13 protein-coding genes and 1 pseudogene are annotated in these 14,560 nt (G+C 67.4%); 4 read left to right on the top strand and 10 right to left on the bottom strand.

What is annotated here, in order from left to right; translation table 11 throughout:
• Positions 1 to 44: 44 nt before the first annotated feature.
• On the bottom strand, positions 45 to 1,658 hold the full coding sequence (locus QQZ14_RS08545) for a long-chain fatty acid--CoA ligase (RefSeq protein WP_284533831.1): 1,614 nt from the start codon (positions 1,656 to 1,658) through the stop codon (positions 45 to 47).
• A 339-nt stretch (positions 1,659 to 1,997) separates the two neighbouring features.
• On the opposite strand from QQZ14_RS08545, the gene QQZ14_RS08540 reads away from it, so the two are divergent.
• The gene (locus tag QQZ14_RS08540; protein ID WP_284533845.1) at positions 1,998 to 3,527 is read left to right on the top strand and encodes a class I adenylate-forming enzyme family protein; all 1,530 of its coding nucleotides are present in this window, start codon (positions 1,998 to 2,000) and stop codon (positions 3,525 to 3,527) included.
• Between the two features lie 219 nt (positions 3,528 to 3,746).
• The gene (locus QQZ14_RS08535; protein WP_284533830.1) at positions 3,747 to 4,916 is read left to right on the top strand and encodes an acyl-CoA dehydrogenase family protein; all 1,170 of its coding nucleotides are present in this window, start codon (positions 3,747 to 3,749) and stop codon (positions 4,914 to 4,916) included.
• A gap of 186 nt (positions 4,917 to 5,102) precedes the next feature.
• Here the strand turns inward: QQZ14_RS08535 and QQZ14_RS08530 are convergent, their stop codons facing one another.
• Positions 5,103 to 5,717 (bottom strand): TetR/AcrR family transcriptional regulator, encoded by a 615-nt coding sequence (locus QQZ14_RS08530; RefSeq protein ID WP_284533829.1) that lies wholly within the window; start codon positions 5,715 to 5,717, stop codon positions 5,103 to 5,105.
• 173 nt (positions 5,718 to 5,890) lie between these two features.
• On the opposite strand from QQZ14_RS08530, the gene QQZ14_RS08525 reads away from it, so the two are divergent.
• Positions 5,891 to 7,438: an acyl-CoA synthetase gene (locus QQZ14_RS08525; protein ID WP_284533828.1), complete on the top strand. Its 1,548-nt coding sequence runs from the start codon at positions 5,891 to 5,893 to the stop codon at positions 7,436 to 7,438.
• A gap of 41 nt (positions 7,439 to 7,479) precedes the next feature.
• On the opposite strand, the gene QQZ14_RS08520 is transcribed toward QQZ14_RS08525, so the two are convergent.
• From QQZ14_RS08520 to QQZ14_RS08495, 6 genes and pseudogenes are all read right to left on the bottom strand, one after another.
• Complete coding sequence (locus tag QQZ14_RS08520) at positions 7,480 to 8,091, bottom strand: TetR/AcrR family transcriptional regulator (RefSeq protein WP_284533827.1); 612 nt, start codon at positions 8,089 to 8,091, stop codon at positions 7,480 to 7,482.
• 66 nt (positions 8,092 to 8,157) lie between these two features.
• On the bottom strand, positions 8,158 to 8,790 hold the full coding sequence (locus QQZ14_RS08515) for a lysophospholipid acyltransferase family protein (RefSeq protein WP_284533844.1): 633 nt from the start codon (positions 8,788 to 8,790) through the stop codon (positions 8,158 to 8,160).
• Between the two features lie 194 nt (positions 8,791 to 8,984).
• Entirely contained in the window at positions 8,985 to 10,187 is a 1,203-nt protein-coding gene (locus QQZ14_RS08510) for an NAD(P)/FAD-dependent oxidoreductase (protein WP_284533825.1), read from the bottom strand.
• Positions 10,188 to 10,192: 5 nt separating this feature from the next.
• Positions 10,193 to 11,572, bottom strand: a pseudogene (locus QQZ14_RS08505) (cytochrome P450); the annotation flags it as partial.
• 17 nt (positions 11,573 to 11,589) lie between these two features.
• Positions 11,590 to 11,805 (bottom strand): 2Fe-2S iron-sulfur cluster-binding protein, encoded by a 216-nt coding sequence (locus QQZ14_RS08500; RefSeq protein ID WP_284533843.1) that lies wholly within the window; start codon positions 11,803 to 11,805, stop codon positions 11,590 to 11,592.
• Positions 11,757 to 11,909, bottom strand: a complete 153-nt coding sequence (locus tag QQZ14_RS08495) for a hypothetical protein (protein WP_284533823.1) — start codon at positions 11,907 to 11,909, stop codon at positions 11,757 to 11,759. The genes QQZ14_RS08500 and QQZ14_RS08495 overlap by 49 nt, the downstream gene beginning before the upstream one ends.
• Positions 11,910 to 12,069: 160 nt before the next feature.
• Here QQZ14_RS08495 and QQZ14_RS08490 point away from each other — a divergent pair, with 160 nt between their 5' ends.
• On the top strand, positions 12,070 to 13,041 hold the full coding sequence (locus tag QQZ14_RS08490; RefSeq protein ID WP_284533822.1) for an AraC family transcriptional regulator: 972 nt from the start codon (positions 12,070 to 12,072) through the stop codon (positions 13,039 to 13,041).
• Between the two features lie 11 nt (positions 13,042 to 13,052).
• On the opposite strand, the gene QQZ14_RS08485 is transcribed toward QQZ14_RS08490, so the two are convergent.
• Together QQZ14_RS08485 and QQZ14_RS08480 are read right to left on the bottom strand one after the other, a co-directional pair.
• Positions 13,053 to 13,814 (bottom strand): transglutaminase-like domain-containing protein, encoded by a 762-nt coding sequence (locus tag QQZ14_RS08485; protein WP_284533821.1) that lies wholly within the window; start codon positions 13,812 to 13,814, stop codon positions 13,053 to 13,055.
• A 64-nt stretch (positions 13,815 to 13,878) separates the two neighbouring features.
• Positions 13,879 to 14,550 carry a TetR/AcrR family transcriptional regulator gene (locus QQZ14_RS08480; protein WP_284533820.1) on the bottom strand — a complete coding sequence of 224 codons (672 nt, stop codon included), beginning with the start codon at positions 14,548 to 14,550 and terminating at the stop codon, positions 13,879 to 13,881.
• Positions 14,551 to 14,560: the final 10 nt, after the last annotated feature.

Raw genomic sequence — 14,560 nt, 5'->3', positions numbered from 1 at the left:
AGCGTCGCTCACCGAGCCCTCCGCTCATCGCTGCCGAGATCGGCTCACGTCAGTTCATAGGAGGAGAACCTCGCTCGCAAGTCCTTCTTGGAGAACTTGCCGACGCTGGTTTTGGGCACCTCATCGATGAACTCGACCGCGTCGGGGAGCCACCACCTGGCCACGAGCGGCCGCAGGTGGTCGAGGATCTCCTCCTCGGTGGCCGTCTCGCCGGGCTTCAGGACGACGCAGGCCAGCGGGCGCTCATCCCACTTCGGGTGTGGCACCGCGACCACCGCGGCCTCGGCCACCTTCGGGTGGCTCATGATCGCGTTCTCCAAGTCCACCGAGCTGATCCACTCACCGCCGGACTTGATGAGGTCCTTGGTGCGGTCGGCGATGCGGATGGAACCGTGAGCATCCATCGCCGCGACGTCGCCGGTCCGCATCCAGCCGTCCTCGGTGGACAGCACCACGCCCGCATCGGGCTTGTAATAGTCCTGGGCGCACCAGGGTCCACGGACCTGCAGCTCACCCGTGGCGTGGTCGTCCCACGGCTGCGGCTCCAGGCTGGCGGCGTCGACGATGCGGGCCTCGACCCCGAGGATGGGGATGCCGGCACGGGCTCGCTGCTCTGCCTGGGTGGCGGCGTTCGCGTCGGCGTAGCGCCGGGGCAGGACGGAGGAGGAAGCCAACGGGCTGGTCTCGGTCATTCCCCAGGCCTGCAGGATCGGCAGCCCGACCTGCTCGCGGTAGGCCTCGGAGAGCGCCTTCGGCACCGCCGAGCCGCCGCAGCCGATCTCGCGCAACCGGTGGGGGCGGCCGGCCAGGTGCGGCAGCACGCCCTGCCAGATCGTCGGGACGCCGGCGGTGAAGGTCACCCCTTCGTCGACGATCAGGTCGGCCAGCACCTCCGGTTGCATGAGCGGACCGGGCAGCACCAGGTCGGCGCCGGCCGCTGGCGCAGCGTGTGCGATTCCCCAGGCGTTGGCGTGGAACATCGGCACGACCGGCATGGCGACGTCGTTTACGCCCATGCCGAAGGCGTTCGCCGAGAGGGAGGTGATGGTGTGCAGCACCGTCGAGCGATGCGAGTAGACGACCCCCTTGGGGTTACCGGTGGTGCCGCTGGTGTAGCACATCGACGCAGCCAGGTTCTCGTCACGGACGTTGAAGTCGACCGGTTCCGCCTCGGCGAGCAGTGCCTCGTAGTCGGCGATCCGGGGGTCGTCTGGGATGTCGGCGGTGCCGCCGTCCTCCATGACGACGACGTGCCGCACCGTGGTCATGGTGTCGATCAGCGGCCACAACAGCGGCAACACCGACCGATCGACGAAGACCACTTCATCCTCGGCGTGGTTGGCGACGTAGGTGAGTTGTTCGGGGAACAGTCGGATGTTCAGCGTGTGCAGCACCCGGCCGGTGCAGGGCGCGGCGAAGTACAGCTCCAGATGCCGTTGGCTATTCCAACCGAAGGTGCCCACCCGGCCGTCCCCGGTGATGCCGAGCGCGTCCAGCACGCCACCCAGCCGGCGGGTTCGCTGAGCCCACTCGGCGTAGGTGGTTCGGCGGACTCCTTCGGCGGTATTGGTGACGATCGTGCCGTCACCGAAGTGTTGCTCCACGTGCCTGAAGATTGCGTCGATCGTCAGGGGTACATCCTGCATGAGTCCTCGCATGCAGCGAAGCCTGACAGTGAGGGGCGTTCGGAACAAGAGATGTGCGCCGAACGACCCCGCGGTCCCCACCTGGGAGGAGGTCAGGGAGGTGGGTGACGGGGGCGACGTCGCGGGCCGCGCCGCCGGGGTGTTGCAGGTCACATCACCGCGGGCTAACCTGACGGTTCTGTCAGGTCGCGTTTCGCCGCAGGTCCGCCCCGGACGTCCCGGCAGGGCACGTGGAGACAGACGCGACGCTCGTCGCGACGGAGACCGACGAAGGGAACAGCATTGCGTCCTGATGTTTCGGGGGTCGAGCCCCTCGCGCTCAACCTGGCGACCAGACTGTCGGTGGGTGACATGCTCACTCGCTCGGCCTTCCAATTCCCGGATCGGCCGGCCATCGTGCAGGGCGATGAGGAGATCACCTATGCGCGGCTCGATGAGCTCGCTGAGGCCTTCGGCCGAGGCCTGCTCGACACCGGACTGGAGCGCCAGGAGCCGGTGGCGTTCCTGCTGGGCAACTCCTGGCGGTTCGTGGCGACGTTCTTCGGTTGCGCCAAGGCCGCGCTCGTCGCTATGCCTGTCAACCTGATGCTGCCGCCAGATGAGGTGGCGTGGATCCTGGCCGACGCCGGCGTGCGGGTTGTGGTCGCCGATCCGGCCTTTGTTCCGCTGCTTGAGCAGGTTCTTCCCGACCTGCCGCAGGTCACCACGGTCGTCGTCACCGGCGAGACGTCGGACTCGGTGGCCGGACGCACCACGCTGCGCTGGGACGAGGTGGCCGTTGACCACACGCCGCTGCAAGTGGTGGTCGAGGACCGGGACACCTTGCATTGCCTGTACACCTCGGGCACCACGGCCCGACCCAAGGGCGTGTTGACCAGCCACCTCGCGGTTCATGTGGCGGCGCTGAGCACTGCGCTGCAGGTGGGCCATCGCCACGGGCACGAGTTCTCGGTGGCCCCGATCGTGCTACCGCTGTTCCACACCACTGCACTGGACACGCTGCTCGTGCCGGTGTTGCTCACCGGCGGCACCGTGATCCTTCCGCGAGGCTTCCAACCTGAGGCCTACCTCGACATCGTGGAGAAGCACCGGGCCACACACCTACTTCTGCTGCCGATGATGTGGGCCGCGGTGCTCGACACGCCGAGGCTAGAGGAGCGGAGTCTGTCCTCAGTTCGGCTGTGCATGTACGCGATGGCACCGATGCCGCAGGACCGGATCACCAAGATCGCCGCCGCCTTCCCCGACGCCGAAGTGCTCCTGGGATCGGGGCAGACCGAGTGCGTGCCGGCCACCGTGCTGCAGTGGCCGGCACACCAGGACGCCAAGAGCGCCTCGTGGGGTCCGGCGGTCGTGACCGTCGACGCCCGAATGATGGGACCGGCCGGGGACCTGCTGCCCCGAGGCGAGACCGGGGAGATCGTCTATCGCGGGCCGCACGTGATGAGCGGCTACTGGAACAACCCCGCGGCGAACACCGCAGCCTTCGCGCACGGCTGGTTCCACAGTGGCGACCTCGGACACCTCGACGAGGAGGGGGTGGTCTGGTTCTCTGACCGGCTCAAGGACATCGTGAAGACCGGCGGGGAGAACGTCTCCTCGGTCGAGGTGGAGCGGGTGCTGCTCAGCTCCTCCGAGATCACCGAGGCGGCGGTTATCGGCGTACCCGACGACCGGTGGGGCGAGGCCGTGACAGCGGTCGTCGTCGCCGCCGATCCCGACGTCGAGCCGACCCTCCTCTCCGAGCGGTTGATCGCTCTGTGCCGCGAGCACCTGGCGGGCTTCCAGGTCCCCAAGCGGATCGAAGTTCTGACCGGCCTGCCCAAGACAGCGACCGGCAAGATTCAGAAGCACGAACTGAGGGAGCGTTTCCGTGGCTGACGCGGACTTGGTCCATGGCTGGCGCCGCGGGGCGGTCGCGGAGATCACCATGGTGGGACGTGATCTCCCCGGCGCGAATGTGCAGGCGGACTCCCGCCGGACGACCGGGGTGTCGGCTGCGAGATTCGCGTGGGACCAGGCGCGGGAGGGCATCACCGCGCTGAACGAGCGCTCTCCGAGGGGCTGGCCCCGGCGCACACCGAGCAGAGGATGAAAGCCATGACGCAGACTGACGTCTCCACACCCACCGGCGACCCATGGAGCACCCCGGAGCGGGTGGCGCTACGGCGGCTGGCGCGCGACTTCGTGGGCCGGGAGATCGCGCCACACATGGACGAGTGGGAACGGGGAGGCGAGCTGCCGCGCGATCTGCACCGGAAGGCCGCTGACGTCGGTCTCCTGGGCGTCGGGTTCGCCGAGGAGGTGGGCGGTAGCGGCGGCGACGCGATCGACTCCGCGATCGTCACCGAGGAGATCCTGCACGGCGGCGGGTCCACCGGCGTGTGCGCCTCGCTGTTCACGCATGGCATCGCCCTGCCACACATCGCGGCCAATGGCCGTCCCGAGCTGGTCGACCGCTATGTCCGGCCTACGCTTGCCGGGGAGCTGATCGGATCGTTGGCGGTCTCCGAGCCCGGCGGGGGTTCTGACGTCGCCAACCTCCGCACCCGCGCGGTCCTCGACGGCGAGGAGTACGTCGTCAACGGTGCCAAGACGTTCATCACCAGCGGAGTCCGCGCCGACTTCGTCACCGCTGCGGTGCGCACCGGTGAACCTGGCCACGCGGGGGTCTCCCTGCTGGTCATCGACAAGAACACGCCCGGGTTCAGCGTGTCCCGACGGTTGGACAAGATGGGGTGGCGATGCAGCGACACCGCCGAGCTCTCCTTCACCGACGTCCGGGTGCCGGCCACCAACCTGGTCGGCACGGAGAACTCCGGCTTCGTACAGATCATGCAGCAGTTCCAGAGCGAGCGGATCGGCCTCGCCGTTCAGGCCTACGCCACGGCGGCCCGAGCCCTGGATCTGGCGCTCGGGTGGGCGCGGGACAGGGAGACGTTCGGGCGACCGCTCGCCTCCCGCCAGGTGATCCGGCACAAGCTCGCGGAGATGTCCCGCCAGGTCGACGTCGCGCGCTGCTACACCCGGGCTGTGGCCCAGCGGTTCCTCGCCGGCGAGGACGTCGTCACCGAGGTGTCGATGGCGAAGAACACCGCCGTGTACGCCTGCGACTTCGTGGTGAACGAGGCGGTGCAGATCTTCGGAGGCATGGGTTACATGCGCGAGTCGGAGGTCGAGCGCCATTACCGGGATGCGCGGATCCTTGGCATCGGTGGCGGGACGAACGAGATCATGAACGAGGTCATCAGCAAGCGGATCGGCTTGTGACCGTGGACCGGCCCGCCGGTTCCGTCTTCCCCCATCGCGCCCAGCATCGGAGTGCACGCCCAGCCGATGGGCAACCCGCCGGCAGACTTCGTTGACTCTCGGCACGTGGTCGGCGCACCGGACCCACGGGGTCGAGAGACCCATGGCGCTGGGAGCAGCGCTGACGGCACTGAGCTGAGCAGCTGCTCACTCGTGGAGTGCCTCGGTGGCCGCTGCGCCCGCACGGTCACCCCCTGGCCAGGCCGGCGGCGTGAGGCCGATCGCCCCGGCCCACAAGCGCGTGAGGACGTCGACGGCCGCCGCCTCGTCCAACCCCTCTACCGGGTCCTGCCACAGGTGGGCGAAGGATTCCACCATGGCGCCGAGGGCGCTGGCCGTCGCCCGCGGCGGCAGCATCGGATCCGCCATCCCCACTTGCTGCAGCCGGATCAGCCCCTCCATACCCCGCTCGACGAACGACTCCCGCATCTCGAGCCGCAGCCCACGGAAGTCCTCCCGGACGTCCGCCAGGGAGTCCAGCACCCGCAGAATCCGAGAGTGCTGGGTCACCGCCCGCAGGAACGACCGGTTCGCGGCCTCGATGCGAGCGTACGCGGCCTCCGGCGGCAGACGGTCCCCGATCGAGGTCGCAGAGAGGATCGCCTCACCGACCTCGCTGACGATCTCGCGCAGCAACGTCTCCTTGGAGTCGAACCAGGTGTAGAACGTCCCATGGGAGACCCCGGCACGTTGGACAACAGAGTCGATTCCGACGGCGGAGAACCCGCACTCCTCGAACAACTCCCGCCCGGCGAGCAGCAAAGCCGACCTGGTTCGCCGGCCGCGTGCAGTGACCGGGAGGGCACTCGATCCGCTATCCATAACTCGTGTCCTCCGGGATCGCGTCCGACTATCTTGACGGTGCCGTCAGGTTTGGACAAACTGCGTGACCTGACTCACTCGCAGGGATGACAGCATCCCCGGAAGGAATGTCCATGGACAAGGGAATCGGCAGCTGGGTCACGACGAGGGCTTTCCTCTCCGGGGACCGGATCGCGCTCATCGACGGTGAGCGGCGGCTGACCTACTCCACCCTGGACAGCAGCACCAATCGACTGGCCCGGGCACTGAGGGCCCTCGGCGTCCGGCGGGGCGACCGGGTGGCAGGGCTCCTGCTCAACAGCACCGCGTTCATAGAGACGATGCTGGCCACGGCCAAGCTGGGCGCGGTGTTCGTGCCCATGAACGTGCGTCTTGCGCCGGCCGAGATCGCCTATCTCCTGGCGGACTCGGGCGCAGACGTGTTCGTGTACTCGGCGCCCCTGGCTCCGGTGGCCCGCGCGGCTGTGGCCGGGGAGGGAGTGCGCGTCCGATCCCGCCTGGTCGTCGGCGGCGAACCCGAGCACGGCGAGCTGGACTATGAGCAGGTGTTGGTCAGCGGCGAGGCCCGTCCAGTCGACGCCGACGTCGATCGGAGCGACGTGTCATGTTTGATGTACACGTCCGGAACCACAGGGCGACCCAAGGGGGCGATGCTGACCCACGACAATCACCTGTGGAACGTCGTGAACAGCTTGTCCTTCGGGCGCGGCTTGCGCGAGACCGACGTCACGGTGACCGTGGCGCCGATGTTCCACATCGGCGGCCTCGGGATCCACACCCTGCCGCTGCTGTACGTCGGCGGGACCAACGTACTGCTCCCCTCGTTCGACCCGGCGCAGACCCTGAAGGTGATGTCCCGCGAGAGGGCCACCGTGCAGTTCATGGTCCCGGCCATGTGGGCGGCGCTCATGTCGGTGCCTGGCTTCGACGACGTCGACCTGTCCTCGCTGGAGCTCGCCGTCTCCGGTGGAGCGCCCTGCCCTCTGCCGGTCATTGACTTCTACCAGGGCAAGGGGCTGCCCTTCCAAGAGGGTTTCGGAATGACCGAGACCGCGCCGATCGTGTCCGTCCTGGACGCCGATCACGTCAAGGAGAAGGCCGGATCCATCGGCCGCGCGGTATTCCACGTTGAGGCGCGCATCGTCGATGACGCCGACAAGGACGCGCGCACCGACGAGGTCGGAGAGCTCGTCCTCCGCGGACCCAATGTGTTCGCGGGCTACTGGGGTCTCCCGGAAGCCACGGCCGAGGCCTTCCGCGGCGGCTGGTTCCACACCGGTGACCTGGGCCGCATGGACGCCGAGGGGTTCATCACTCTCGTCGACCGCAAGAAGGACCTGATCATCACTGGAGGCGAGAACGTCTACCCCATCGAGGTCGAGCAAGTGCTCTACCGCCACCCGGCCGTCCGCGAAGTGGCCGTCGTCGGCGTCCCCGACACCCGCTGGGGCGAGACCCCGGTGGCCACCGTGGCACTGCAGGACGGCGACGAGACGACCGCCGAGGAACTCATCGCGTACACCCGGGAGCGGCTTGCCCACTTCAAGTGCCCCACCAGGATCGAGTTCGTAGCCGAGCTGCCCCGCACAGCGACCGGCAAGGTGCTCAAGACGGTGCTACGGCAGCAGCACGGCGGCGACGAACACGCCGTACGCCGCTGAGGCTCAGTTCAGACTGCTCCCGTCGTCCCGTCGGGCCCAGGTCACGATTCGAGGGAGAGGAACCGGACCGCGACCTCGCAGATCTTGCGCGCCGTCGCGGTTCGGTCCCACTTGGGCAGGGCCAGATGACTGACCGTCAGGCGCACCATGGTGTCGGCCGCGTCGATGACGTCGTCTGGGGGAAGACTGGGGTAACTCTCCGCCACCCATCCGGCCAGGGTGTCGGAGGCGAGGTCGAGAAGCCGCACGGAGGTCGTGAGCAGCGGGAGCATCCCCGTGGACGCCTGACTCCCCGTGTCGAGGTCGCGGTTGGAGATGAGCACCGCCTTGAGGAGGGGGCTTCGCCCCGCTTCGTTCAAGGTGTAGTCGACGGCTGCCGCGATGCCTCGCTTCGCATCGCCGACGTGTGCCTCCAGCGCCTTCTGGATGCCCTCCAGGAAGCGCGAGGCCTCGCGGAGCACGACGGCTTCTCCAAGGCCGGCCTTGTCACCGAACTCCTTATAGAGAGCCGCTCGCGACACCCCGGCACGATCCGCCACCTCCCCCATGCGCACCCGGTCCCAACCGCGGTCGACGATCAGGTCGTGGGCAGCCTCGAGGACAGCGGCGCGCATGTGCTCCCTGAACCGTTCGCGCATGGACGGTGCCCGCATGACAGAGAGGTTAGCGATTTCTGTCTGGCGACCGACTCGCGTTACTGACCTGGACACGCCCGCACGCTAACTAGCGTGCTCGTCGGCCAGTTGGTCGACCATGGCGGCGAGGGTGTCCTGAAGTCTCTGCACCCCTACAGTCACTGCCGTCGCCCTCGGCAACTCTCGGAGGTCCTCGAGTGGCACCGGCTCCCCGACCAGCAGGGTGACCCGACGACGGCGGCGGCCCAGCACCACCCTCCCTTCGTAGGCTGGCACGATCGCCTGCACGCCCCATTGAGCAACGGGAATCAATGGAGCCGACGTCTCCAGCGCGATGCGAACAGCACCCGACCTGAGCGACATCAGACGCCCATCCGGTCGCTTCGTGATCGATCCTTCCGGATACACGACGACAAGAGCGCCACGCTCCACGGCTTCGACCGCGGCACGGATCCCACACCGGCCGTCGGACCGATCGACCTCGACGTGGCCGGCCGACCGGAACCACCAGCCGACTGCTCTACTCTGAAAAAGGCTCGCCTTGGCCATGAACCGGGGGGTCCGGCCCTGGGCGAGAATCATCTCCCCCAGGAACAGCGGGTCGGCCTGGGAGACATGGTTGGCCGCCAGCACCGCGCCTCCCAACCCGGGCAGGCGTTCGGTACCACGCCAGTCCGCTCTCCTGACCAGCAGCAGTAGCGGTTTGCAGACGAGCAACGCCAGCCACCATGCAGGCCCGCGGGCGTCTCTGGGGACGCGTCTGACGCCCGCGGACGGACGCGAGTCACGCAAGTCCGGAACGAGAGGCAGCACTCTCATCGCCGTCCAGACCGTCGACCTCCAAGCCATCCTTGCTCACCTCGGCGGGCAATGGCTCGATGGTGACCACGACCAGCGGTTACTGCGGCTTCTCACACCGCCACCTCCGCTGTCAGGGCGGCCATGTCGACCGCGATCCCCTGGCTGAGCATGCGCTTGGTGGTCATGAAGTCCCGAGGACGGTTGACACAGTCAGCGGCTCTCAGCTCGCCCTTCCGAAGGTAGTAGCAGGTGAAGTCGCGGTCACGGGTCGGGTCACCGCTCAAGACGATGCCGTCATAGCCGGTATTGAGTCCCGCAATCTGGAGCTTGAGGTCATACTGGTCCGACCAGAACCACGGGAGCGCCGCCACCTCTTTGTCCTTTCCACAGATGGTCGCCGCTGCCACCTTGGCCTGCTCCACTGCACTCGGGACCGACTCCACCCTGATCCGTCGTCCGTAGCGGGGGATGTCCTGCGACGTACAGTCCCCGGCGGCCACGATGGTGGGATCGCTGGTGCGCGCCTGTGCGTCGATTAGGATCCCGTTGTCCACGGCCAGCCCGGCTGCCGCGGCCAACCCCGTGTTCGGCTCGATACCGATCCCGACGATCACAAAATCGGCTCGGACCGATTCGCCGCTGGCCAGGACCACCTCTCGCAGGCGGGTGTCGCCGACCAGGGCCTCGACCGAGGCGTTCGTCCTCACGTCGACGCCCTCTTCTTGGTGGATTCGCGTGAAGAAGGCCGACACCTCAGGGGCGGTGACCCGTTTGAGGACCCGGTCTGCGGCCTCCAGCACCGTGACGTCGAGACCGAGCGCGCGCAACGAGGCGGCGGTCTCGAGACCGATGTAGCCACCACCGACGATGACGGCGCGGCCCGCAGGAGTGGCATCCTCGCGGATCCGCTCCACGTCCGACGACCGACGCAGGTAGTGCACCCCGTCGAGGCCGGCACCCTCGGCGCGGAGACGTCGGGGGTGCGCTCCCGTGCAAAGAGCAAGAGCGTCGTAGGCCAAGCGGTCGCCGGTGCCGAGCACGAGCTCGCCCGCCGACCGGTCGATCTCCTGCACGCTGGCAGTCACGCGCTCGACGTCCCGCTTGACGTAGAAGTCCTCCGACCGGATGGCCAGCTCCTTCAGCGAGCACTTCCCGGCCAGATATGCCTTCGACAACGGAGGCCTTTGGTAGGGCAGCGCCGACTCGTCACCGACCAGCACGATCTCACCGGACCAGCCCTCCTGGCGGAGGCTGGTGACCAGCTGCACCCCGGCATGGCTGGCGCCGACCACCACCGCGCGCTCCGAGCTCATCCGGCGCCCTTGGGGATGAGCTCGACCATCAGCTTGCTGATGCCGCGAACGAAGTTGGACTGCACGTACTCCGGCTCCCCGACCACATCGATCCTCTCGAAGCGCGGGAGCAGCTCCTCCCAGAGGATCCGTAGCTGCAGCTCGGCCAACCGGTTGCCCATGCACCGATGCACGCCGAAGCCGAAAGCAATGTGGTTGCGGGCGTTGGGCCGGTCGATAATCAGCTCGTCCGGTCGCTCGAACACCGTCTCGTCGCGGTTGCCGGACGCGTACCACATGACCACCTTGTCGCCCTTGCGGATGAACTGGCCGTTCAGCAGAGTGTCGGTCTTGGCAATCCGGCGCATGTAGGCAAGGGGGGTCTGCCAGCGGATGATCTCCGAGACCATGTTCGGGATCAGGTCGGGATTGGCCTTCAGCTTCTCGAACTGGTCGGGGAACTGGTTGAGCGCGAGAACCCCACCACTCATCGAGTTGCGGGTCGTGTCATTGCCCCCAACGATGAGCAGGATCAGGTTCCCGGCGAACTCCATCGGTCGCTTGATCAGGTCCTTCGTGCTCTCGTCGCGCTGCAGCATCGTGATCAAGTCGAACCCGGGCTCTTCGCCGGCCGCGAGGCGGGCGGCCTTGTCGTGCCACAGCGCGGTGAGTCCACGCGCCATGTCGACCATGCCGCGGAACAGCTCGTCGTTGTCGGAGGGGCCGCCGTTGGCCTGCTCCATCGAGGTGGCCAGGTTCGACCACTCAACCAGCTTGTGCCGCTGCTCGAAGGGGAAGTCCAGCAACGTCGCCAGCATGCGGGCGGTCAGCTCGATCGACACCGTGCTCACCCAGTCGAACGGCTCGTTGACGGGCAGGTTGTCCAGGACGTCCCTGACGCGCTCCCGGATGAGGCCCTCCATTTCGCGCAGGTTCTTCGGTGCGACGACACCTTGGACGGCGCGCCGCTGAACGTCGTGCTTGGGCGGGTCCATAGCGATGAACATGGCGATGTCCATGAACCGCGGGGGTGTCCCGATGACGATGAGAGGCTCGGCGGAGAAGACCTCGTGGTTCTCGTCCACCGCGATGATGTCGGCGTGACGCGTGACCGACCAGAACGGCCCGAACGGACTGTTGGGCTGGTAGTGGACAGGGGCCTCGTCGCGTAGGCGCTTGAAGTAGGAGACCCAACGCCCCTGTCGGTAGAGGAACGGGTTGCTGAGGTCGATGTCTTCGAGGGCGACTTCCTCGACCGGCGGGATCGGACGTTCCACGAACATCTTCTGCCCGTTCGTGCCGGTGAGCCACCGTCGCCCCTTGTCGTAGAGGTGTGCGGCCTGGACCCGTCGATCCAACGGGATGGCCGCCTCGACCTTCGTCGTCACTGCTTCAGGGATCTTCATCTCGCCAACACCTCCTGCTACCACTGGGACTCGGGCAAATGCACGGTCAAGCCGTCCAAGGACTCGCAGACCTTGACTTGGCACGACAGCCGAGATGTCGGCTGCCGCTCGGGGTTCATCGACAGCATCTCCTCCTCCTCCGGACCGGAGGGGCCGACCTCGCCGACCCAGGCGGAATCGACGATCACGTGGCAGGTGCCGCAGGCGGCCTCTCCGCCGCAGTCACCATCGATGCCCGGATGGCGTTGTTCTTCGCGACCTGCATCAGCGAGTAGCCCTCATCGATGGACGCCTCATGCTTCTCCCCGTCGTGCGACACGAAGGTTACGACTGCCATCTACAACTCCCTCAGTATTGACTACGAGGCGGACATTTCCTTCATGATTGTCGTTGACATCGCTCGGGGCCATGTTTAGCCGTGTCATCCTGTTGTGAGATCGGATCTCGTGAGGATCGCTGTGTGGAGAGACGAGCCAGGAGTCCCAGCCCTTGCCTTCGTGCAGCTGCTGAGCAGTTCAGCGATCGATCCGGACGCCGCGGAGCAGTTCCGCGCCATCATGGCGCGCGAGGGAACCGGTGAGCTGGCTCTCATCCAGACCCAAGCGCAGGCACCGCTGCGGTGGTTTCGCGAGGTCTACCCCGACCTCGATGCCGAACAGGCAACGCAGCTGGGGATCGCCTGTGCAGAACAGGCACAACTCACGTCCTTTGGGCCGTTGAGCGTGCCGCTGGTCAGTGCAGGAACCGTCGCGGAGGTCGTGCAGCTGTTGACCTATCTTCCCGTGATCACGGAGGCCGTCACCACCGTGTCCGATCCCCAGCGCGACGACCTGACGATACGGCTTACCGGGAACGCAGCAGACCCCGCCCTGGACTGTCTAGTCGAGACCTATTGCGGACTCGCCCTCATCCGGTTGATCGACCGACTGGTCGGCGACGCGTCCGAGGTGACCATGCATAGTCGCTGGCCGGCGCCAAGCAGCGGGGCTCGACAGGCCTGGCCAGGGGCGCGGCTCATCTTCGACGCCGCCCTGTCCTACCTGCATGTCCCTGCACGGACGCTGCACACGGCCTGCCGCTTCCCCGACCCACTTGCCTACGACGTCGCCATCACCAACCTCCAGCAGGCGCTCGAACGTCGGGCCGGCACCCCGGACTCCACCCGCAGAGTGCGCGAGCTCTTGGACCAAAGGCCAGAAGTGAGGACGATCCAGTCAGTCGCGGATGAGTTCTCGATGTCCTCGAGCACCCTCAAGCGCCGCCTCGCCGCTGAGGGAACCAGTTTCCGCGAGCTGCTACAGCAGTCGATGGTCGAACGCGCCAGGAAGCGGCTTCTCGACCCCTCCACGTCGGTCAGCGATGTCGCCAACGAGCTCGGCTACAGCGATCTCACCAACTTCTCGCACGCCTTCAAGAGATGGACCGGCAGCTCACCGAGCCACTTCCGAGGTGAGCACGAGCACCGTTGAGGCGAGAGTGCTCAGTCCGAGCTCCCTGACGGGTCCACGGGTGCATGCTCGGTGGCCTCCCCGGTGTCGGCAGGAGCAATGAAGGCGTCGTCGGCAACCCCGACGCCGGGGGCCATGCGGCCGTAGGTCTGGTCGAGGGCCGTCAGGATCCGGTCCAACGGGAGGTCGTCGAAGCTGCCGTGGTCCCGCACGTACTCCATGTGCCGGGTGCCGTCGGAGGTGAAGGCGTGCATGAGCGCGTCGCTCTGTCCGTCGAAGTCCACCGGGGGCACGTCGAAGCGCTCGCACAGCTCGACATTGAAGGCCGGCGTCGCCTTCAACCATCGGCCGTCGAGGTGGACGCTGCAGTACCCGTGGTACACGAACAGGTCCGTGCCACCCATGACGGCCCGCAAGGTGTCGGTCTGGAGGTGGTTGCGGACGTCGGCGAAGCCCAGCCGGGCAGGGATGCCCACGGCCCGCAGCACCGCGGTCAGCAGCACCGCCTTGGGAACGCAGTAGGCGCGGCCCGCCTCGAGCACGTAGCTGGCCCGGTAGTGCGCAGGGTCTCGGGACACCGAGTAGGGGTCGTACCAGACCCTGTCCCGGACCGCAGCGAACAGCAGGGACGCTCGCTCACGCGGGCTCGATGCGCCGGGAACCACCTGCTCGGTGAAGTCGCGCACCGCAGCGCTGTCATGATCGAGGAAGAAGGTCGCCTCGAGGTGCGGTCCCGCCGTCGGCGTCATCGCCGCCGCCAGGCGGTCGTCGGCCTTCCCGACTTCGACGTCCATGCTTCGGCCTCCTCTACCCACGCGGCTGCGCACGGTGCGCGCCGTCCACACACTGGAGCGGTCCTCATCGGACACTCAAGTAACTGTGATCGTCGATGCCGAGCCCGACGCTGTCAGCGAGATCGCGCAGAATCAACCACACCTGGTGCGCGATCCGCGCAACGACCTCGTCCTGCGACTCGTCGTGGTGGTCGAGCCACCAGATGATCCCGGCATCGACCATACCCATCAGCCCGGCCATGACCCCGTCCGGAAGGTCGACCTCGACCTCGGGGGTGCGCAGGTACGCCGACGCGGCGGCCACCACCTCCCCCAGGAACCGCGTGCGCCCCAGCCTGGCCCGATGCGTCTCCTTGTTCTGCTGGCGCACTGCCATGAAGCGATAGAGGTTCGGATGCTCGGCCGCCCACCCGAGTGCAGCCCCGATCACACCCCGGATGATGGCAGGGGCGGTGCCACTGACCTGCATCGCGGGCCGAACGGCGTCGATGAGCTGGTCCGCCGCGAACCGCAGCACCTCGCCGGCGAGATCCTCTTTGCTGTCGAAGTGGCGGTAGACGTGGGGCCGCGCCACGCCCGCGCGTTCGGCGATCTGAGCGGTGCCGACCCCGGCGCCGTACTCCTCGATCGCGTCAGCCGCCGCCACCACTATCTGTTCGCGCCGCGGAGCTCGATGGGAGTCGTGCGCAGTGGACCGGCGCACCACGGCCGTGTCCACCCACCTCGCGAGATCCACGACCGCAACC

This window comes from Nocardioides sp. T2.26MG-1 (assembly GCF_950101795.1).
Lineage (GTDB): Bacteria > Actinomycetota > Actinomycetes > Propionibacteriales > Nocardioidaceae > Nocardioides.
This window is presented reverse-complemented; position numbering and strand designations above follow the sequence as displayed.

What these genes read in the sequence shown, in the direction of transcription:
- QQZ14_RS08545 (WP_284533831.1), bottom strand. Translation starts at nt 1,658, where the DNA reads ATGCGAGGACTCATGCAGGATGTACCCCTGACGATCGACGCAATCTTC.
- QQZ14_RS08540 (WP_284533845.1), top strand. Translation starts at nt 1,998, where the DNA reads ATGCTCACTCGCTCGGCCTTCCAATTCCCGGATCGGCCGGCCATCGTG.
- QQZ14_RS08535 (WP_284533830.1), top strand. Translation starts at nt 3,747, where the DNA reads ATGACGCAGACTGACGTCTCCACACCCACCGGCGACCCATGGAGCACC.
- QQZ14_RS08525 (WP_284533828.1), top strand. Translation starts at nt 5,891, where the DNA reads ATGGACAAGGGAATCGGCAGCTGGGTCACGACGAGGGCTTTCCTCTCC.
- QQZ14_RS08520 (WP_284533827.1), bottom strand. Translation starts at nt 8,091, where the DNA reads ATGCGGGCACCGTCCATGCGCGAACGGTTCAGGGAGCACATGCGCGCC.
- QQZ14_RS08510 (WP_284533825.1), bottom strand. Translation starts at nt 10,187, where the DNA reads ATGAGCTCGGAGCGCGCGGTGGTGGTCGGCGCCAGCCATGCCGGGGTG.
- QQZ14_RS08495 (WP_284533823.1), bottom strand. Translation starts at nt 11,909, where the DNA reads ATGGCAGTCGTAACCTTCGTGTCGCACGACGGGGAGAAGCATGAGGCG.
- QQZ14_RS08485 (WP_284533821.1), bottom strand. Translation starts at nt 13,814, where the DNA reads ATGGACGTCGAAGTCGGGAAGGCCGACGACCGCCTGGCGGCGGCGATG.